This is a genomic window from Nonomuraea sp. NPDC050680 (assembly GCF_040654555.1).
Taxonomy (GTDB): Bacteria; Actinomycetota; Actinomycetes; order Streptosporangiales; family Streptosporangiaceae; genus Nonomuraea.
The window spans coordinates 293,849-313,621 of sequence record NZ_JBFAIF010000007.1 but is presented as its reverse complement, the minus strand read 5'-3'; the positions used below and the strand labels follow the sequence as shown (position 1 = coordinate 313,621).

Annotated in this window: 15 protein-coding genes; 8 read left to right on the top strand and 7 right to left on the bottom strand. The window is 71.3% G+C overall.

The genetic code is table 11. The features are described from left to right. Positions 1–23: 23 nt before the first annotated feature. Positions 24–518 (bottom strand): DUF3145 domain-containing protein, encoded by a 495-nt coding sequence (locus AB0H88_RS25790; protein WP_357648568.1) that lies wholly within the window; start codon positions 516–518, stop codon positions 24–26. Positions 519–693: 175 nt separating this feature from the next. Here AB0H88_RS25790 and AB0H88_RS25785 point away from each other — a divergent pair, with 175 nt between their 5' ends. The 4 genes from AB0H88_RS25785 to AB0H88_RS25770 all read left to right on the top strand — a co-directional run bounded on the left by AB0H88_RS25785 (position 694) and on the right by AB0H88_RS25770 (position 5,554). Further along, positions 694–1,707, top strand: coding sequence for a S8/S53 family peptidase (locus AB0H88_RS25785; protein WP_357648566.1), 1,014 nt, complete (start codon positions 694–696; stop codon positions 1,705–1,707). Between the two features lie 107 nt (positions 1,708–1,814). Then, complete coding sequence (locus AB0H88_RS25780) at positions 1,815–2,318, top strand: sigma-70 family RNA polymerase sigma factor (RefSeq protein ID WP_357648564.1); 504 nt, start codon at positions 1,815–1,817, stop codon at positions 2,316–2,318. Next, positions 2,315–2,761, top strand: a complete 447-nt coding sequence (locus tag AB0H88_RS25775) for a hypothetical protein (protein ID WP_357648562.1) — start codon at positions 2,315–2,317, stop codon at positions 2,759–2,761. The genes AB0H88_RS25780 and AB0H88_RS25775 overlap by 4 nt, the downstream gene beginning before the upstream one ends. 69 nt (positions 2,762–2,830) lie before the next feature. After that, positions 2,831–5,554, top strand: a complete 2,724-nt coding sequence (locus AB0H88_RS25770; protein ID WP_357648560.1) for a CHAT domain-containing tetratricopeptide repeat protein — start codon at positions 2,831–2,833, stop codon at positions 5,552–5,554. On the opposite strand, the gene AB0H88_RS25765 is transcribed toward AB0H88_RS25770, so the two are convergent. From AB0H88_RS25765 to AB0H88_RS25755, 3 genes are all read right to left on the bottom strand, one after another. Next, positions 5,494–6,306, bottom strand: coding sequence for a sulfurtransferase (locus AB0H88_RS25765; RefSeq protein WP_357648558.1), 813 nt, complete (start codon positions 6,304–6,306; stop codon positions 5,494–5,496). The two genes, AB0H88_RS25770 and AB0H88_RS25765, sit on opposite strands and share 61 nt — an antisense overlap. A gap of 43 nt (positions 6,307–6,349) precedes the next feature. Beyond that, complete coding sequence (locus AB0H88_RS25760) at positions 6,350–7,477, bottom strand: alkaline phosphatase family protein (RefSeq protein WP_357648556.1); 1,128 nt, start codon at positions 7,475–7,477, stop codon at positions 6,350–6,352. A gap of 591 nt (positions 7,478–8,068) precedes the next feature. Continuing rightward, positions 8,069–8,659, bottom strand: coding sequence for a DUF5998 family protein (locus AB0H88_RS25755; protein ID WP_225288990.1), 591 nt, complete (start codon positions 8,657–8,659; stop codon positions 8,069–8,071). A gap of 550 nt (positions 8,660–9,209) precedes the next feature. Between AB0H88_RS25755 and AB0H88_RS25750 the strand changes: the two genes are divergently transcribed. Further along, a complete protein-coding gene (locus AB0H88_RS25750) occupies positions 9,210–9,650 on the top strand; it encodes a hypothetical protein (protein WP_357648554.1) in 441 nt (146 codons plus the stop codon). Here the strand turns inward: AB0H88_RS25750 and AB0H88_RS25745 are convergent. Further along, positions 9,607–11,595, bottom strand: coding sequence for a zinc ribbon domain-containing protein (locus AB0H88_RS25745; protein WP_357648552.1), 1,989 nt, complete (start codon positions 11,593–11,595; stop codon positions 9,607–9,609). The genes AB0H88_RS25750 and AB0H88_RS25745 overlap by 44 nt on opposite strands. Before the next feature lie 283 nt (positions 11,596–11,878). On the opposite strand from AB0H88_RS25745, the gene AB0H88_RS25740 reads away from it, so the two are divergent. Continuing rightward, positions 11,879–12,421 carry a hypothetical protein gene (locus AB0H88_RS25740; protein WP_357648550.1) on the top strand — a complete coding sequence of 181 codons (543 nt, stop codon included), beginning with the start codon at positions 11,879–11,881 and terminating at the stop codon, positions 12,419–12,421. A gap of 49 nt (positions 12,422–12,470) precedes the next feature. Further along, entirely contained in the window at positions 12,471–13,439 is a 969-nt protein-coding gene (locus AB0H88_RS25735) for a C39 family peptidase (RefSeq protein WP_357648548.1), read from the top strand. A gap of 57 nt (positions 13,440–13,496) precedes the next feature. Here the strand turns inward: AB0H88_RS25735 and AB0H88_RS25730 are convergent, their stop codons facing one another. Next, complete coding sequence (locus AB0H88_RS25730; RefSeq protein ID WP_357648546.1) at positions 13,497–16,292, bottom strand: GNAT family N-acetyltransferase; 2,796 nt, start codon at positions 16,290–16,292, stop codon at positions 13,497–13,499. A 169-nt stretch (positions 16,293–16,461) separates the two neighbouring features. Between AB0H88_RS25730 and AB0H88_RS25725 the strand changes: the two genes are divergently transcribed. Next, entirely contained in the window at positions 16,462–17,352 is an 891-nt protein-coding gene (locus AB0H88_RS25725) for a sugar kinase (RefSeq protein WP_357648544.1), read from the top strand. Positions 17,353–17,542: 190 nt separating this feature from the next. Here the strand turns inward: AB0H88_RS25725 and AB0H88_RS25720 are convergent, their stop codons facing one another. Further along, positions 17,543–19,630: an ATP-dependent DNA helicase RecQ gene (locus tag AB0H88_RS25720; protein ID WP_357648542.1), complete on the bottom strand. Its 2,088-nt coding sequence runs from the start codon at positions 19,628–19,630 to the stop codon at positions 17,543–17,545. Positions 19,631–19,773: the final 143 nt, after the last annotated feature.

Genomic DNA, 19,773 nt, shown 5'->3' with positions numbered 1-19,773 from the left:
GTTCTGACGGCCTCGTGCGGGTCTCAGACGGCGGCGTGCAGCCAGCGGACGGGCGCGCCGTCGCCCGCGTACCTGAACGGCTCCAGTTCCTCGTCCCACGGCCGGCCGAGCAGCTTGTCCAGCTCGTCCTCCAGCACCGCGCGCCCCTGGGCGGCCATCAGCATCGCGGTGCGGAGCCGGTCCTCGGGGATCATGATGTCCCCCGCGGCCCCGACGACCGCGCTGAAGGCGCCGAGCGTCGGTGTATAGGCATGCCGGGACCCGTCGACGCCCGGTGAGGCGTCCTCGGTGATCTCGAACCGGATGCGCTGCCAGCCCATGAGGGAGGAGGTGATGGCCGCCGCGATGCCCGGACGACCCTCCCACTCGGCCTGCGCCCGCAGGACGTTGGGCGCGGCAGGTTGCGGCGTCCACGTCAGGTCCACGGGTACGCCAAGAACACCCGCGACCGCCCATTCGATATGAGGGCACAGCGCGGGCTGAGCTGAGTGGACGTAGAGCACGCCACAAGCAGACACCGGACCTCCCGATTCGGTACGAGGTGCGCCTTCCCCAACGGCCTCGCCCCAGGATGATCACAAGTGACTAGGGAGAGACTACCGTCGGTCGCTACCCGGCACCAGAGGGGGGCCATACCAACTTGGTGCCGCAGTGGCGTGTGACACGCGGGTGAGCGCGGAAAGATACCCGCTCATGGACATCCAATCTGTCGGCGAGTCGCTCATCCGGCCAGGTCAGATACTGACCGACCGGGGCGCGCTGTCCGCCGCGGCTCGCTGGACTCAGGCCGTCGCCGACGCCGACGGCGTCTGCGTGATCCACTTGTCACCTGGCGTCGACCCCATCGAGATCACCATGGACCTGCGGGAGCGCGGCTTCAGAGCCTCCCCCAACCATCTGCTCACGGGGCAGCCGCTGTTCTGGGGCGGGCCCGCGTCCCGGCCGTTCCCCACCTCGGCCGTGTCGTACAAACCGGGCAGAGCACACTCGGACGTCGTCGTCGGTCTGCTCGACACCGGGATCGCCCCGCACCCGTGGTGGGCCGACAGCGATTGGTACAAGGAGCAGCCCGGAGACGACGCCGAGTTGCCCGAAGGTCCTCAGGCGGGCCACGGGACCTTCCTCGCCGGGCTGCTGCTGCGGCAGGCGCCGGGCGTGTCGCTGCGGGCGTGGCGGGTGCTCGACGGGCAGGGCGTCGGCGACGAGGCGAGCGTGGTCCGCGTCCTCAACCGGCTGCGCGAGCGCCCGCCACAGGTCCTGAACCTGTCCTTCGGCTGCCACACCTTCGACGACCGGCCGCCGCCCCTCCTGGCCGACGCGCTGCGGAGCCTGACCGACACCGTCGCGGTGGCCTGCGCGGGCAACACCGCGAGCGACCGGCCGTTCTGGCCGGCCGCGCTGTCGGAGGTCGTGGGCGTGGGCGCGGTCGACCCGACACAGGAGCACCGGGCGCCGTTCTCCGCCTACGGCTCCTGGGTCGACGCGTGCGCCCGTGGCGAGTGGCTGGCCAGCAGCTTCCTGGAGCGCGACGACTTCACCGGCTTCGCCGTCTGGAGCGGCACCTCCTTCGCCACGGCCCTGGTCGCGGGCGCCATCGCGGCCGCCGCCAAGGACCTGCCCGTCAAGGAGGCGGCCGGGCGAGTCCTTGACCCTGAGACGACCCGGCAAATTCCCGATCTGGGAGTTCTCATCAGGTCGAGTCTGTAGAGTTTACGCTCAGTCCTCGGCCAATCACGAGGAGGCAGGGTGGCCTCCTCGTCCGTCACGGCGAAGGAGGCCGCATGCACGAGCCACGCGATCCCGCGGAGCTGCTCATGGCTGCGGCCGAAGGCGACCACACGGCCTGGGACCAGCTTGAGTCCAGGTTCGGATCGCGCATGTGGGCGGTCGCCCGCGCGTGCGGGCTGAACGAAACCGATGCGGCGGACGCGGTTCAGGGTGCCTGGCTGCGTCTGCTCGAAAACCTCCACACCATCAGGGAACCATCAGGCGTCGGCGCGTGGCTGGCGACGACCACGCGTCGCGAGGCGCTTCTGATCATCAGGAAGGAACCACCCGGATTTCCGTCCTTCGACGTCGTACACGACCCTGATCCGGCGACTGCCGTCCTGGAGGCCGACGGCAGGCACCTGCTATGGAAGTCGGTCTCCGCCATGCACGAGCCTTGCCGCACCCTCCTCCAGCTGGTGGCGACGGATATGGGGAGCCAGCAGGTGGCGATGCGGCTCGGCATGCCCGTGGGCACCGTGGGTCCAACCAGGATCCGGTGCCTGGAAAAACTGCGCACCCTGCTCTCACTACAGGAGACGGTGCAATGATCAACGACGAGTATTTCCTGGCGGCTCTCCGGCTCGCCGCCGGGAGCGATCCGATTCCTGGGCATGTTTCCGCCGCCGCACGCGATGCCTTCGGACTCCGGGTCTCTCAGGCGGTGACCGCCCCGCCGGCCGACTGCGCCACACCCCGTGGCGTACGAGGCGGCGACGGTCCCGGCATGATCCGCTTCGTCGCGGCCGGCCTCACCTTCGATCTGGAGGTGACGGTGGGCGACGGACTCATCGACGTCGCGGGACAAGTGTTCCCGCATCCCGGCGAGGGCAGCCACGTCGATGTGAGGACTCCGCATCTGACGCTCACCAGGCGTCTTGCGCGTTCGGGCCAGTTCGCGGTCACCGGCCTGCCTCCGGGCTGGCTCAGCGTGGTCTGCCACCGGCCCGGCTTCGCACCCGTCCAGACCAGGTGGGTGCGGATCCGCCCATGACCACCCGGGAGCCAGGCACCGCGTCCCACCCCCTGGCTCCCAACCTCCCCCTACGAAGCCCAAGGCGCCATGATCGCAACGTCGGACGACCGTTCCGCCCCCGACACCATCGGGCCGCTGGTGGTGGCGGCCGAGACGGCGGTCCTGCGTTCGGTGGTCGATCCTCAGCAGGCACTGCACGCCGGGCGCACCGTCCTGGCCGCCGCCCGGGCAGCGGACTGCGCCGAAGCCGCGGTGGTCGCCCTCAGGGCGATGGCCCTGGCAGCCCGCGAGCTCGGCGATCTCGACGCCGCCGAAGATCATCTCCGGCAGGCCATCGACACCCCCGGCGCCACGCGACAGCGTCTGTCCCAGGCACGGCTGTCCCTGGTGACCGTACGCACCGAACGCGGGCACCCCCTGCAGGCGCTCAGGATCGCCGCCCTGGCCTGGGCCTACCTCTCCCCGCTCGACCGGGCCAAGCTCGACACCCAGCGCGCCGTCGCGCTCGCCCACCTGGGCCGCTACCAGGAGGCCGTCGCCTCGTGCGACCGCGCGCTCCAGGCGCTCGTCGGCGCCCCGGGCACCATCGACGACCGCCGGTTCCTGGCCGGCGGCCTGCTCAACCGCGGTCTCGTCCACGCCTACCGGGGCGACTGGGACGCCGCGACCCGCGACATCACCGCCTGCCTGGAGATCGCCCGTCACGCCAGGCTCGATTACCTGGCCCGCCTGGCCGCCGCCAACCTGCCCTTCCTCGCCGTCCGCCAAGGCGACATCACCGGAGCCTTCGCCCACTACCGGGCGGCCGAGAACACCCTGTTCGGCTTCCCCGAGCGGCTGGCCACGATGCGGGCCGACTTCGCCGGGGCCTTGCTGGCCGCGCACCTCCCCGGCGAGGCCAGGGCGCTGCTCAGCCTGGCCGTACCCGATCTGGAGTCGTCGGCCGCGCTGGTGGCGCTGTCCGAGGCGCGGCTGAAGCTGGCCCAGGTGGAGTTGCTCACCGGCGACGCGCGCCGCGCGCTGGCCGTGGCCGAGCAGGCGGCGGTCGAGCTGGCCGAGCAGGACCGCCTCTCCTGGCTGCCGCTGGCCACGGAGGTGGTGTTGCGGGCCCGCCTCACGCTGGAGGGCTCCTCCCCGGACCTGCTCGACCAGCTGATCGCGTGCGCCGACGACCTCGAGAACGGTCCCGCCTACCTGGCCGGCGCCGCCGCGCTGCGTTTGGTGGCGGCGGAGGCGGCACTGGCGCTCGACGACCACCCGACCGCGTCGGCGCAGCTGGGCCGCCTCACCGTGCACGTGCCGCGCGGCGAGCGCTGGGTTCCCGCCGGCACCCGTCTCACGTCGCTGGCCTCGGAGTCGCAGGCCAGGCATCTCGCGCAGGTATCACAGATCCCGGTGCTGGTGCGTCAGCACGCCCTCGCGCTGGAGGCGGCGCTGCAGGAGGACGTACCCCAGGCCTTCCGCGCGGTCCACGACGGGCTGAGCGAGATGGGCGGCAGCATGGAGTCGTTCGAGGACCCTTCGCTGCGGGCCCACGCGGCGCGGGCGGGTGAGCGGCTGGCGGCGTTCGGGCTGACGATGGCGGTGCGTGACGGGTGTGCCCGGGAGGTGTTCGACTGGGCCGAACGCTGGCGGGCGGTGGCCGCTCCCGCGCACGCCTGCGGGCTGGCCGATCCCGACGCCGTGCGGGCCGGGCTGGGCGGCGCGGCGCTGGTCGAGTTCGTCGCCGAAGGCTCCTCGATGCTGGCCGTGCTGATCAGCGGCGAACGGCTCACGCTGCGGCGGCTGGGCGATGTGCGGTCGATTCGCGAGGCGCTCGTCCGCCTGCGCTACGCACTGCGCCGGGCTGTGCTCGGCGACAGCACCGCCGGGGCGCCAGTCGAGCCGGCCGCGGCGGAGCTCGAACGCCTGCTGCTCCGGCCGCTGCACGCCGAGCTCGGCGACCGGCCGCTGGTCCTGGTGCCCGCCGGCCTGCTGCACACGGTGCCGTGGGGGGCGCTGCCGTGCCTGCGTGATCGTCCGGTGTCCGTGGCCGCGAGCGCGGCCGCCTGGCTGGCGGCCGGGCGGCGCGCCACCGTACCCGCCGAACGGCCCGTGATGATCGCCGCGGCCGGGCCGGGGCTGGCGCACGCGCGCGCGGAGGTCGCCCAGGTGCTCGCCTGCCATCCCGGGGGACGCGAGGTGCCCGCCCGCTCCGGGTCCGTGCTGGCGGCGCTGACCAGCGCCGACGTGCTGCACCTGGCGGCGCACGGGGTGTTCCACGCGCGGAGCCCGCTGCTGTCGGGCATCACGCTCGCCGACGGGCAGCTCATGGCCTACGACCTGCTCGGGCTGTCCCGGACGGCCCCGCTCGTGGTGCTGTCGGCGTGCGACTCGGGGATGGCGCACACGCCCACGGACGGCGCACCGCTCGGCTTGGCCGGAGCGTTCCTGGCCAGGGGTACGGCCTGTGTCGTCGCGGGGATGGTGCCGGTGCGCGACGAGGAGGCGTTGGCGGTGATGTCCGCCTTCCATGGGCTCCTCGCCGACGGCCAGGCTCCCGCCTCGGCCCTGGCATCGGCCTCGGCCAAGACGGGAGTGCTCGGCTTCGTGTGCTTCGGCGCGGGAGACCGGCCGTTCACCAGGGGCCGGGCGGAGGCACAGCGCTCCAGGGGCCGAGCGGGCGCTCAGCCGGTAACGACCGGAGCTCAGCCGGTAGCGACCGAAGCTCAGCCGATGGCGACTGAGGCTCAGCCGGTGGCGACCGAGACTCAGCCGGTGGCGACCGGCCGGGTGGGGTCGGCGACCCACTCCGACCACGAGCCCACGTAGAGCGCGGCGGGCAGGCCCGCCACCTCCATGGCCAGCAGCTCATGCGCGGCGGTGACGCCGGAGCCGCAGTAGGCTCCAGCCGGCACCCCCTCACCCACCCCGAGGGCGGCGAACCGCTCGCGCAGGTCGGCCGCGGGACGGAACCGGCCGTCGGGGCCGATGTTCTCCGTCGTCGGCGCGCTGACGGCACCGGGCACGTGCCCCGCGACGGGGTCGATGGGCTCCACCTCACCCCGATAGCGCTCCCCCGCCCGCGCGTCCAGCAGCACTCCCGACGTCGCGAGCGCCCCGGCTTCGGCGGCGCTCAGCAGCGGCATTCCGCCCGGCCTGGCGACGAAGTCTCCGGGCGCCACCCCGGACGTCTCCTTGACGACCGGCAGGCCCGCGCCGGCCCAGGCGGACAGGCCGCCGTCCAGCACCCGGACGTCCGGGTGACCGAAGTAACGCAGCGTCCACCAGGCCCGCGCGGCGGCCATCGAACCCGTGTCGTCGTAGACCACCACCGGCCGTTCGCCGGACACTCCCAGCCGCCGCATCGCGCTCTCAAAGTCGTCCGGCTCCGGCAGCGGATGCCGCCCGGCCGTCCCGGGCGGCGCGGCGAGGTCGGCGTCGAGGGCGCAGAAGACGGCGCCCGGCAGGTGCCCCTCGTCATAAAGCTCGCTCCCCACTGGGCCGCCGAGCCGCCACCGCACGTCAAGCAGGGTCACGTCGTCCAGCGTGGCGAGCTCCTCGGGCGTGATCAACGGGCTCATCGGGTACTCACCTTCGCCGGCGACACGGTTGCCGTCAATGACCTCATCGGCTGCTTACCTCCAAGAGTGGTACGTGCTGTTCGGCGGTCGTCATCGAACCGTGGTAGCCGGTGAACAGCGCCTCGATCGGATGCGCGCTCGGCGCGGTGAGGGCCAGGTCGGTGTACGGGACTGCCACGACGTCGCCGATGCGCCCGAGCCATTCCGACCGTACGCGCGGCCCGAACCAGCCTGACTCGACCGCCTCCTGCCTCGACACCACCCATGCCCTGCCCATCAGGGTCTCACGCCAGGCGTCGAGCACCTCGGAGGCGGCGCCCGGCTCGGCGTACACATGCCTGGCCCGCGCCTCCCCGCCGAGCATCGCCACGCCCCGGCTCAGCGCGGGGTCGGTCTCGGCGTCGAGCTTCTCGCTCACGTTGACCATGCCGTGGTCGGCGGTGATGTAGAGGGCGGAGCCTGGGGGCAGGTCCGCGGCCATGCGTTCGGCCATCCGGTCGACGATTTCCAGCTGGTCGAGCCACTCCTCGCTGCCCCAGCCGGTCATGTGGCCCATCGCGTCGAGATCGCCGTAGTAGACGGTGACGTGGGCCCTCGGCTCGGCCATCGCCGCGCGTACCCTGGCCACGCGCTCGTCGACGCTGTCGGCGGCCAGGTAGCGCACGCCGCGGTAGACGGCCTCGGTCAGCCCGCTCCCCTCGAACTGGCGCGGAGCCACATAACTCGGCGTGATCCCCGCGGCGGCGGCGCGCTGGAAGACGGTCTCGGCGGGCTGCCATCGGCTCGGCTCCATGAAGGCGCCGCCGGGCAGCGTCCACCGCAGGCAGTTGAACAGGTGCCCGGCGCCGGGCACGGCCAGCATCAGACCCAGCATGCCGTGCTCACCCGGCGACACACCGGTGCCCAGCGAGCACAGGCTGGTGACGGTGGTGGCGGGGAACCCGGCGGTGAGCGTGGTCCGGGTGGCGGCGGCGAGGAAGGGCGCCCGGTCGGCGTGCGCTTGGAGCAGCTCGTCGCCGAGACCGTCCACGATGAACAGGCAGACGCGGTCGGCGGGGGCCAGCTGGAGGGGGTTCGGCTCGGCCACGCCCAGCGCCGCGAGCAACGCCCCGGGCAGCTCGGCCAGCGACGCGGTGCCGTAGCTGGGAATCAGTGGCGCGTATCCGTCCATGGCGCTCCATTCCGTTCGTCGAAACTCGATCAAACCGATCTTGTTGTACGGCGCTGCCCAGTGGGCGCCATCCACCGCACGGCCGATCGCAGCAAACCCCAAAAGCCGATCTTGTTGTACGGCACTGCCCAGTGCGCGCTATCCACCGCACATGGCTGAGGGCCTCCAGGAATACGCCCGCTGAGCCCGCACGTGGCTGGGCGACGTTACGTGCGTATGCTTGGCCGTCTTCTTCGTTTGGTCGGCTGGGCACCATACATACGGTGCGGGACCGTTCGTTGGGAATCTCCGGCTGGAGCGGCGCGCCCACGCGGGGCCGCATGGGCACCGTGGACGCTGTGGACGCCGTAGATGCCGTAGATGCCGTGAGGCAGCCGGGGCAGCGGCCATCGCGGGCGCGCGGCCGCCGTGGACCGGACGGCGTCGCCGGGGCGCTGTCGTTTGGGCGCGGCTCATCGACCCCGTCCGAGAGCGCCGTGCGCTGTCGCCGAGGTTCCCTCCTGGGCGCGGTCTCATGGACCGGGGTGCGCGTTGTCCGCATGCGTCTTGCCCTGGTGGCGCCGAGAGGGTGGGCGCCTGGGAGCGCTTGTGTCAGGTCGTGGCGCGGGCGGTGGCTTCGGAGAGGGACTTGGAGAAGGCGAGGACGTGGTTGACCGCGTCGGGGCCGTCGGCCGCCTCGCTCACCCGGAGCGAGAGGTCGTCCGCGGTGATGGCGCCCGTGTAGCCGTGGTCGGCCTCGCAGTTCTCGTCGCCGCAGGTGGCCGGCTCGAGGTCGACGTGGGAGATGGCGCCCCAGCCGATCGTGAGCGTGACCTCCGTGGGAGGGACGCCGGGGACGTAGGAGGCGGGGTCGGGGACGACACGGGTGACCGCGACCGACTGGACTCGGCTCAGGCGGACGGCCTCCGTGGTCGTGGAGGCGTGTGAGGTCGAGACGCCTTCCACCGCCGGATGCTCGTCGGTGTGGCAGACCAGCAGCCTCGTCGTCGACAGCACCAGGACGGTGACGTGCCTGCGCACCTCCATCGCGGGATCGAAGGTGGCCTCATGGTGGACCACGAATGCGGTCACCGCCTCCTTGCCCAGCGCGGATTCGACCGCATCGGTGACGAGGTCGGGGTAGTAGCCGCTGCGCTCGATCGCTTCACGCAGGCCCGCGGCTGAGACTCGGGTTTCCCTCATGGGTCCATCCTGCCAGGACCGCGCAGTGCACTCACCCACCAGACATAACGCTCTATAACGTCTTTTATCCGTTATCTACGTGTACGGCCATGCGCAATTACCGGACGTGCCATTGCGCCCCATCACTGCCGCCGCGCCGACCACTCGAGTGGCAAATGGTGAAATTTCATAGAAATGAGGTTTAGCGACCCTCCGAGAACCACCGTCCAGACGAACGCCTGGGACCCACAAGTTCGCGAACAGTGAAACGATCACAAGCTCTCAGACGGAGCTAGTTACGGTCAAGACCCAAATTTCCTAACACCGACTCGTCTCCTTCGCGGAGTGTACTGCACCCTATTGACGAGGCGTGCGCCAAAAGTTACGGTCAGGGCCGAAATCGAGCAGAATCGAACAAGCTCGCTGGAGGTACGGACATGACACGATCCCCTCTGGTAACCCTGGCCGGGTTCATCCCACGCTTGTCATCACCGCCACCGCCTGAGGTCGACGGCCTGAACCCGGCCGGGTTCACGCCCGATGGGCGCCGTCTCGCCGTGAAGGGGACGTTATGAGGCGCCTGCTGGCAGGGACGCTGTCGGCGGCTCTGCTCACCGTCCCGCTCGCGCCTGCGCAGGCCGCCGACCTGCGGATCGGCAACGGCGGTTTCGACGACGGACTGACCGGGTGGAGCGGATCGCACAGCCCGGGCGGCGTCACGGCCGTGACCTGGGACGGCCGCAGCACGGCGCGCGTCGCCGACGCCGAGCCGGGCAACGCGTACGGCAGGGAGAGCCAGCCGGGCCTGCCCGCCACCGCGGGTACGCGCTACACCGCCGGCACCGGCGTGTACGACCCGCTGCGTGGCGACGTCGACGACGGCAGCCCGGACACGCCCACCCGTACCGGACTCAGCCAGACCGACAGCGTCTTGAATTCTCTGTGGTTCCCTGAAGGAATCAGGCAACTCAGACAGGCGTGGCCTGGCCTGGGCCGTTCCCGTGCCCGATGAACGTGAGCACGGGGGTGGCTTTGGCGTGGTGGAAGCCGGTCCGATGGTGAGAATTCCTGACATGCCCTGTCCGGTACGGCTGGCGCCGTCCCGGCTTGGGTGCATGGCCCGCCGGACGCTGTCCACCGCCGGTGGGCGGTGGGGCGGGCACCGTGCGCCGATCGGGCACACGGCTGGACGTCATCGAGTTGTTTCGTGCGGTGGCTGAGGTGCGGGTGGGCCGTTTCGGAGTGGGGCGCCCCTTGGCTCTGTCGCGTGCTGCCGGTCGGGGGTGCAGATCGGTTCGGGTGCGGCGGGCGCGGCGGGCCCCTCGGGTGGGTTTGCGGGTTGATCGGGCGCGGGCGACGTTGCCCTCCACGATGGCGTGGATGGTGCGCACCCCGGTGGAACGATGGGTGCGGGTAGCCTGCTGGCCGAGCAGGCCACGGGAGACGATCCGCTCGGCCGCTGCCCAGTCCCGATCACACGACAGGCCGCAGGCCGGGCAGTAAGCCCACCTCCAGCCCCGCTCGCCGAGCCGGTCCGGGGCAGGGCAATGCTGGAGCACCGACGCGCCATCCCCGCACCGGGGACAGTACCGGGAGGTCCCACGCGCCGCGACCGTGACCACCGCGATGGCGTGCTTGGCCGCCAGATGCCGGATCGCCTCGACGATCCGCCCGCGCACCTGCCCCGACAGCCGCGCGTTCACCCTGGCCCGGCGCCCGCGCGCTTCCAGGGTGGCCAGATCCTCCAGATAGATGACCGTCGCCCCCGCGGCGGCGGCCTGATCGACCGCCCATCGCGCCGCCGACCAGGTCAGCGCCTTGTTCAGATTGCGGATACGGGCGCACAAACGCTCATGCTCGACCCCGAGCATCTGGCAGGCCGTACGCAACGCGGCGTAGCGGGGATCAGCAGGCGTGATCCCGGCTAGGAGCCTTTCCAGGTGCCGGTGCTTGGCGGCCAGGTGTTCACGCTCGCCGCGCAGCCGGTGCAGCTTGGCCGACACACCGCTCGCGTCGTAGACCAGCGGCCGCCCATCACTGATCACCCGGCCATCGGCCACATCGGCCATACGCCCCGCCACGCCGACCAGCAGCCCGTTGAGGCCCCAGTCGAACCCGCACCCGATGCGATGACCGGTCGCGGGCGCGAAGCCGACCGGGATCTGGAACGGCAGATCGACGCGCACCCGCCCCTTGACCACCCGCACGGTAGGGGCGCACAACGCCGCCTCAGCCGGCACCGTCGGCGGCAACGCGACCGGCAGCACATGCCACCCCCAGTCCCTGGAAGAGGAGGGAAACTCGACCAGCGGAAGCCGCACCCGCAGCCGGGCGCCGTCATCGCCGGCGCGCTCCAGGGTGAGCAGTTGCCGGTCGGCCGCCGCCAGCACCACCTGCGCCGCAACGTTCGGCGGCTCCTCCAGTTCGGTCAGATCGGCCGGGAAGGTGTGATGCTCGTCAAGGTAGGCGCGAACCTGCCGGGTCCGGTTGCGGATGTCGGCCGCGCTCACCCCGTCCGGCAGCAGCGCACGCAACGCGTCCCATTCGACGCCGGTGCGTGCACCCGTATTCTGCGGCCAGGTGGCCACGATCGCCGCCACCAGACGGCGCCGGTGCAGCGCCAGCCGCAACAGGCGGGCGGCCTGCTCTTGGGCGCACCGGAGCACCCGATCGCACACATGCACGCCCGAGGGCGGGCTCACGGCCCAGCCGAGCCGGCGCAGCGCCATCCAGCCCTTCGACGGCAACACCCGCCCGTCCAGCCCCACCCCGGACCCCAAAGCGTCCAGATCAGCCGCATTCCACCGGGCCACCACCAGACGGGCGGTCATATCGCGTGCCAGAGCGGCCAGCCAGGCCACCCGCCGCACCAGCAGCGCCTGCGCGACGATCTCACCGCTCGCCTCCACCACGGCGGCATGGGCGGTGCAGAGAGCGGTCGCGGTGAGCTTACTCACCCACCGCCCCCATCAGGTGATGCAGGCGGCATCGACGCGTGTACCGCACGGCCTGGAGCCCAATCTGCACCTCGCCCACCCCCCGCCACCACGAAGTGTGACCTTAACGCTACCAAGAGTTGGCATCTTTGGGTAGAACACGTGAGCGATACACGCCCGCCGGATACCGATCCATCCCGCGGATCACATTCCACCGACACGGCACGGACCACGAGCCCGGCGCAGAAGCAGCGGCGCGCTCACCATCTGGAAGGACGGCACGGCGGGCCGGACCGTGTGCGTGGTGCGGGACCAGGCCGTCGTCTCGCTGGCGTACGCGGGCGGCAAGGTGTTCGGCGGCACCTCCACACGCGGGGCGCTGGGCGTCGACCCCGTCTACACCCCGGGGGCCTCGGCCACCCTGTTCTCCTACGATCCCGCGACCGGCGCCGTGCGCACCCACCCGCTGCCGCTGACCGGGCCCAAAGCCGTCACGGCTCTCACCGAGGTGGACGGCGGGCTCTGGGGGCTGGCCGGTGGGTCGCTGTTCACGCTCGACCCCGCCAGCCCCGACGCGATCACCGTGAAAAGGCTGTTCGCCGACCCCGACTACACCGCCAAACCCAGTCTGGCCTGGCGCGACGGGGTCCTGCTGACGGTGGACAAGGATCCCGGCCATGTGTACGGCACCTCCGGCGACCAGATCTTCCGGATCGACAAGTCGACCAAGGCCATGACCGTGCTGCTGACCGACCCGGGGATGGAAGGGCTGACGGCCGACAGGTTCGGCAACCTCTACTACAAGATCAACGAACGGCTGCACAGACTCACGGTGACGGCACCGTAACCGATCTCCTCCGCTTCACGCACCACGTCTCAGAGAAGGACTTGAACCCGTGAAAAGACTGCTTTCGGCGTTACTCTCGCTGCTGGCAGGCGTGGCACTCGCGGTGGTCGCCGTGCCCGCCCTCCCCGCCCAGGCCGGAATCTGGCATGAGTATCCGTCCGCGGCCAACAGAACCTGCAACGACACCCAGTCGTACAACGGGACCGCCTACCAGGTGTGCCTGGAGTTCAACGGCCCCCGTACGCAGGTACGTGCGGTGGCCTTCATCAACCCGGGCGCCTACACCAACTTCCAGGTCAACCTGACACTGAAGTTCGGCGGAGGCGGCCCGACCATCGCCGACTCGTGCCCGACGATGACCACGAATGCCAGCCGGGCGTGCTACACCGCGTTCACCGATCTCAGACGTCCCTACGTCGTCGCCGATGCCACCTTCGGTATCGCCGGAACCTGGCGGCCGACCGTCCGGGCCCTGGACATGAGGCTCTCACTCAAGCAGCAGGAGAAGGCGAACTGGTGCGGGCCCGCCGCCGTGCAGATGACGCTCGCCACGATGGGCCACTCGGCTCCGCCGCAGTCCGAACTGGCCGACAAGCTGGGCACCGACGAGGCGATCTACGGCATCACCTGGCCGGGACGGATCCCCGACGTCATCAACCAGTACCTGCCGGCCTCTGACTGGCAGTACTCGTTCGAGGGACTGGACGTCAGCATCGACCAGACCCGCAGGGTCGTCTTCGACCGGATCGTCACCTCCCTGTCTCGCGGCAATCCCGTGATGATCATCGTGAAACCCGGCGCGTTGCCGTGGAACAACCAGGCCTCTCTCTTGCGGCACTACCTCGTCATTCACGGATACGGCGGCTTCTACGCCGACGGGTCCTTCTATCCCACGACGTTCAAGGTCGCCGACCCCGCGGACGCGACCGAACACTCCATCGACGCGCTGAACCTCGTCCTGGACAACGCGGGCACGGCGTGGAACTGGATCGACAACGTCGCGATCGTGCACGGCTGACCGAGCCCTTGGCCGCCCTCTGGGATCCCGAGGGCGGCCTCCAACGAGCGGGCGCGCTCAGGCCAGCCTGCGGGGACCGCCGTCCGGGCGGGGGCCGGGTGGGGTGCGGATCGTGGCGCGGGCGCCCAGGATGATGACGCCCTCCCGGCCCACCAGCACCTGGTCGAGGTCGAGACGGGCCACCTCCGGCAGGTCGTTGGCCATACGGCCGACCCTGACCAGGAGGTCCTCCAGGGCGTCGACCGCCACGGGCGGGTAGCCGTACTCGCCGAACAGCAGCGGGGCCCCGCGGACCGAACGGACCAGCCCGGCGGCGTCCTCGCCCGTGAGCGGCGCGAGCCGGAAGCCCTGGTCGAGGAGGAGTCGCGCCGTCACCTCGCCCAGCCCGAACGAGACGACGGGACCGAACGCCGGGTTCTCGGTGACGCTCACCACGGTCGGTACGGCGGGCTGCGGCGCCATCCGCTGAACCGCCAGCTCCACGTCCTCGCCGAACTGGGCGGCGAACTCGGCGTGGGCATGCCGCACGCTGTCCGGCCCCGCGAGCCCGAGGCGCACGGTCCCGGCCCGGCGGGCGGCCTCGGCGCCGGCCACCTTGAGCACCACCGGCCAGCCCAGCCGTTCGGCGGCCACCACCGCCTCCTCCGGGGATCGCACGACCTCGGCCGGCCAGACGCTCAGTCCGTAGCAGGCGAGCAACTCGGCCACGTCGGCCGCATCGGCCTCGACCGGCGGTCCGGGCTCGGCGAAGAAGCTCCGCGCGGAAGCAGACGATGCGGAGACGGAAGACGCGGATACGGAAGCGGATGCGAAAGGAGATGCGGATGCGGATACGGAAGCGGATGCGAAAGGAGATGCGGATGCGGATGCGGAAGCGGAAGCGGAAGCCTCGTCGACGGTGGCGGTGACGGGCTGGTGGAGAGCGTGGTGGATCAGGGCACGGGCGCGCTGGGGGTCGATGTCCGGGAGTTCGGGGGGCGGTAGAGACGGCCGGGCGCGCCATCTCGCGTAGCGGACCACGTACTCCAGCGCCCTGACCGCTTCCTCCGGCGCCGCGTACGAGGGAATGGACCCCCGCGAGGGCACCGAGCCCACCAGCAGGTCGGGGTGCATGCCGAGATGCCCCTGGAAGGTGGCGAGCACCGGCTTGGCCGAGTCCTGCGAGACCCGCAGCAGCTCGGCCGCGACCGCCGAGTCCTGGCCGGGGATCGGCGGCATGTAGATCACCACCACCGCGTCCACCGACGGCGAGTCGAGCCGCTCCGCCAGGGCCGTACCGAAGGCGGATGCCCCGGCGCCCGCGCCCAGGTTGACCGGCGGCAGGGGCTCCAGGCCCGCGGCGACGCAGGCGTCGACGGCGAGCAGGCCCAGGGCGTCGGAGTTGGTGACCAGACCGACCCGGGGGCCGGCGGGCAGCGGCTGGTAGGCCAGGAGCTGGCCCACGTCGAACAGCTGGATGAGGTCGTCCACCCGGATCAGCCCCGCCTGCGAGAACAGCGAGCTGATCGCCGAGTCGGGCAGCCCGAGCGCCTCCGCGGAGTGACCGGCGGGCGTACCGCCGCTCTTGACGACCACGATCGGCTTGCTGCGCGCCAGGCGCCTGGCCAGGCGGGTGAACTTGCGGGGATTGCCCAGTGACTCCAGGTAGAGCAGGATCACCTCGGTCGAGGCGTCCTCCTCCCAGTATTGGAGCAGGTCGTTGCCCGACACGTCGGCCCGGTTGCCCGCCGAGACGAACGACGAGATGCCCATCCCCCGCTGCGCCACCCGCTGGAGCAGCGCGGTGCCGAGCGCGCCCGACTGGCTGAAGAAGCCGACCCGGCCCCGGCCCGGCACGGTCGCGGCCAGTGTGGCGTTGAGCTTGACGGCCGGGTCGGTGTTGGCGATGCCGAGGCAGTTGGGCCCGACCACGCGCAGGCCGTACGCGCGCGCGATGCGGGCCAGCTCATCCTGCCGCTCACGGCCCTCGGCGCCCGTCTCGCCGAACCCCGAGGAGACCACGACCAGTCCGTGTACGCCCTTCTCGGCGCATTCCTTGACCACCTCGATGACGCCGGAGGCGGGCACGGCCACCACGGCCAGGTCCACCTGGTCGTCGATGGCGCCCACGCTCGGATAGGCGCGTACGCCCGCCATGGCGCGTACCTCACGGTGAACCGGGTAGACGGGGCCGCTGAAGTCGGCGGCGAGCAGGTTGCGCAGCACGGTGTGACCGACTCCGCCCGGCTCGCGCGAGGCGCCGATGACCGCCACCGAGCCGGGCGCGAGCAGGCGGGCGATGGACCGGGCCTCGGCGCGGTGTTCGCGGGCGGTCGTCACCTCGGTCGAGGTCTCCGTGGGGGTGAGGTCGAGCGTCATGCGGACGACACCGTCGGCGAAGGAGCTCTCGGCCGTGTATCCGGCCTGGCGCAGGACGCCCATCATCTTCATGTTGGCCGGGAGCACGTCGGCGACGAAGCGCTGGATGCCGCGCTCGCGGGCCGTGGCGGCCAGGTGCTCCAGCAGCACCGAGGCCACTCCCCTGCCCTGGTGGGCGTCCTCGACGAGGAAGGCCACCTCGGCCTCACCGGGACCGGTCTTGTCGTAGCGGATCACGGCCACCATCTCGGTGCCGATGGTGGCGATCAGCGCGACCCGGTCGACATAGTCGACGGTGGTGAACCAGGCGACCTCCTTGTCGGAGAGCCGCGGCCTGGGGCCGAAGAAGCGGAAATAGATGGACTCGTCGGAGAGACGGGAGTAGAAGGCGCGCAGTCTGTCGGCGTCGGCGGGCTTGATGGGACGCACATGGGCGGTGCCGCCGTCCGCCAGGACGACGTCGGCCTCCCAGTGCGCCGGGTACGGAGCCTCCACAGTCCCGAGCGTAGCCCCGCGTCCCGAATGCCACGCCCGGCAGGGCCTATTGGGCAACGCTTGTGCATCGACTGCCCCCCTGTGTCCGGGGTCCGCCCCACGGGCAGGCCGGAAGCTGTTAGTTTTGCCGTGGCCAGGCTCGTTCTGAAGGCAGCAAGGTGGTGGCATCATGACGCGGGTCGTCGTGGTGGGCGATCTCATGACCGACGCGGTCGCGCGCGCCCGTTATGCACTCGCCAGGGCGAGCGACACCCCGGCGATCGTGACGATGCACGGCGGTGGATCAGGGGCGAACATCGCCTCCTGGCTGGCCGTCGAGGGTGCCGAGGTGGCCTTCATCGGCCGCCGGGGCGCCGACATCACCGGTCGCAACCGTGACATGGAGCTGATGGGTTACGGCGTTGACGCCCGGCTTGTCATGGATCCTGAGCGGCCGACCGGCACCTGCGTGGTGCTCGTCACGCACAAGGGTGAGCGGACCATGCTCTCCGACCCGGGTGCCAACGCGGCGCTCTCGCCGGAGGATCTGCCGCGTGACCTGTTCGGCGGCGGTCATCTGCATCTGTCCGGCTACACCCTGATCAACGAGGGGTCCCGCGACGCGGGGCTGGCCGCGCTCGACATGGCTCGCCGCTCCGGGATGTCCATCTCGGTCGACTGCTCGTCGTCCGCGCCGTTGGAGCGTACGGGTGCCGAGCCGTTCCTGGAGTGGACCAACGGGGTCAAACTGCTGTTCGCCAACGTCGACCAGGCGAAGGTGCTGACCGGCCGCGATGATCCCGAGGCCGCGGCCAAGGTGCTCACCGCCTGGTTCCCGCAGGTCGTGATCAAGATGAACGACGAGGGCGCGCTCTGGTTCGGCAACAGCCGCTCGGAGCCGATCCGGGTCAACGCCGATCCGGTCGACCGGATCGTCGACGGCACGGGGGCGGGCGACGCGTTCTGCGCCGGGTTCCTGCCACCGTGGCTGGAAGGCAAGCCGCCGGCCGAGGCGCTGACGGACGGCTGCCGCCTGGCGGCCAAGGCGATCGTTCATCTGGGAGCGCGCCCGCGCCTCTAGTGCGATCTTTCCGGTGCCCTTTATCGTAAGAATCCTTATCGAAGGCGACCAACGTGCACGTCAGCCCGGTCTACGGCGGCTATGACCTGGCGACGATGTGCGTCAGCTGACCGCCGGCACCGGCCTGCGGTTGGGCGTCGGCTGACCGTCACCAGGGTCGGCGGCAGCAAGGCCCTGGTGGCGATGGGCGTCAGCTGACCGTCGCCAAGGCCAGCGGTAGCACGGCCGGGGCGCCCGCGTGGCGGACGAGCGCGGCGGCGAGCGTCATCGTCCAGCCGGTGTCGATGCGGTCGTCGATCAGCAGGACGGGACCGCCGCACGCGGCGATGGCGGCGCCGACCTCCTTTGGCATGGCCAGTGTCGCCCTGACCGCCCGCACCCGCTTGGCGCTGTTGAACTGCTTGCCCGGCGATCCGTCGCGGTAGCCGAGCTCGCCCAGGTAGGTCAGCCGCCCGACCTGCGCGAGCCGCTCGGCGAAGCCGCGCACGAGCAGGGGCCGCGATGTGGACGGCACGTTGACCACGGCGACGGGCCGCTCCCGCCAGTCCCAGGCGGACAGGACCTGGATCACGGCCTTGAACATGTCGTCGCTCATCGGCCCGTCGGCGCCGTTGAACAGCTCGCGCAGCCGGTTGCCCCAGCCGATGTCGGTGAGCCGCCCGAGCGCCCGGCCCGGCTCGGCGCCGAGCTCCGGCTTGATGCGGCCGGACAGGTCGGCCAGGCCGGTCGGCCACTGCCTGCGCGCGTCGATCTCGACGCCGGGCCTGGTCAGCCGCTCGCGGGCGCCCGCCACGGCCTGCTCGGCGATCTGCGGCGAGCGGTGCTCGCCGGTGCAGTTGTCGCACCTGCCGCACGGGCCGGCCGTCTCGTCGTCGAGGTGGCCGCGCAGGTAGCGTTCGCGGCACTCGGTCGTGGTCAGATAGCCGAGCATGGCCTCCTGCTCGGCCTTGCGCTCGCCGGCGATGCGGGCGTAGCGCTCGGCGTCGTAGTCCCACGGCTCGCCGGTCGCCTCCCAGCCGCCCTTGACCCTGCGGACGGCGCCGTCGACGTCGAGGACCTTCAGCATCATCTCCAGCCGCCCCCGGCTGAGGTCGACGGCCGTCTCCAGCGCGGGGGTGGAGAGCACGCCCCGCTCTTCGAGCGCCTGGAGCGTGGTCCGCACCACCGGCTCCGGCGGGAAGGCCAGCGAGGCGAAATAAGCCCAGATATCGCGGTCTTCGGTGCCGGGCAGCAGGATGACCTCGGCCCGTTCGACGCCACGCCCGGCCCGGCCGACCTGCTGGTAGTAGGCGACGGGCGACTGCGGCGCCCCCACGTGGACGACGAACCCGAGATCGGGCTTGTCGAAGCCCATCCCGAGCGCGCTCGTCGCCACCAGTGCCTTGATCTTGTTGTTGAGCAGCGCCTCCTCGGCGGCCAGCCGCTCGGCGGGATCGGTCTGCCCGGAGTAGGAGGCCACCTCATATCCCTGGTCGCGCAGGTATCCGGCGATCTCATGGGCCGCGGCCACGGTCAGCGTGTAGACGATCCCGGAGCCGGGCAGCTCGCGCAACGCCTGGGACAGCCACGCCAGCCGCTGCTCGGCGGTCGGCAGCCGCACGACGCTCAGGTGCAGGCTCTCCCGCTCCAGCGGCCCCCGCAGGACCAGCGTGCCCTCGCCCATCTGCTCGGCCACGTCCCGGGTGACCCGCGCGTTGGCCGTGGCCGTGGTGGCGAGCACCGGGATGCCCGGCGGCAGCTCGTTGAACAGCGTGGCGAGCCTGCGGTAGTCGGGCCGGAAGTCGTGCCCCCAGTCGGAGATGCAGTGTGCCTCGTCGACCACCACCAGGCCCGCGCTCTCGGCCAGCTCGGGCAGCACATTATCGCGGAAGTCGGGGTTGTTGAGCCGCTCGGGGCTGACGAGCAGCACGTCGATCTCCCCGTCGGCCACCTGCCCGTAGATCTCCTCCCACGCCTCGGGATTGGCCGAGTTGATGGTGACGGCCCGGATCCCGGCCCGCTCGGCGGCGGCGATCTGGTTGCGCATCAGGGCGAGCAGTGGCGAGACGATGACGGTGGGGCCGTCGCCGAGCTCGCGCAGCAGGGCGGTGGCCACGAAGTAGACGGCCGACTTGCCCCAGCCGGTGCGCTGGACGACGAGGCACCGCCGCCGGTCGATGACCAGCGCCTCGATGGCGGCCCACTGGTCATCGCGCAGCCGAGCGTGCTCACCGGCGAGCGCCCGCAGCCGGGTCTCAGCCTCTTCACGCAACATCTCGGCGTCTGGGGCGTCAATCATGTGCTCCTTGTTACCACCTCCCACCGACTTTTGGCGCCCAGCCGCTTAGTTACGGGCCGGACAAACCCCTTCCATCCGTTACGGCAAGCCGCACCCACCGCCACCCGCCGTACGTGGCTGAGGGCCTCCAGGAAAACGGCCGC

Excerpts from the sequence above, each read along its gene's own strand:
- AB0H88_RS25725 (WP_357648544.1), top strand. The coding sequence starts at position 16,462 with ATGACGCGGGTCGTCGTGGTGGGCGATCTCATGACCGACGCGGTCGCG.
- AB0H88_RS25775 (WP_357648562.1), top strand. The coding sequence starts at position 2,315 with ATGATCAACGACGAGTATTTCCTGGCGGCTCTCCGGCTCGCCGCCGGG.
- AB0H88_RS25760 (WP_357648556.1), bottom strand. The coding sequence starts at position 7,477 with ATGGACGGATACGCGCCACTGATTCCCAGCTACGGCACCGCGTCGCTG.
- AB0H88_RS25755 (WP_225288990.1), bottom strand. The coding sequence starts at position 8,659 with ATGAGGGAAACCCGAGTCTCAGCCGCGGGCCTGCGTGAAGCGATCGAG.
- AB0H88_RS25750 (WP_357648554.1), top strand. The coding sequence starts at position 9,210 with ATGAGGCGCCTGCTGGCAGGGACGCTGTCGGCGGCTCTGCTCACCGTC.
- AB0H88_RS25720 (WP_357648542.1), bottom strand. The coding sequence starts at position 19,630 with ATGATTGACGCCCCAGACGCCGAGATGTTGCGTGAAGAGGCTGAGACC.
- AB0H88_RS25785 (WP_357648566.1), top strand. The coding sequence starts at position 694 with ATGGACATCCAATCTGTCGGCGAGTCGCTCATCCGGCCAGGTCAGATA.
- AB0H88_RS25770 (WP_357648560.1), top strand. The coding sequence starts at position 2,831 with ATGATCGCAACGTCGGACGACCGTTCCGCCCCCGACACCATCGGGCCG.
- AB0H88_RS25765 (WP_357648558.1), bottom strand. The coding sequence starts at position 6,306 with ATGAGCCCGTTGATCACGCCCGAGGAGCTCGCCACGCTGGACGACGTG.
- AB0H88_RS25780 (WP_357648564.1), top strand. The coding sequence starts at position 1,815 with ATGGCTGCGGCCGAAGGCGACCACACGGCCTGGGACCAGCTTGAGTCC.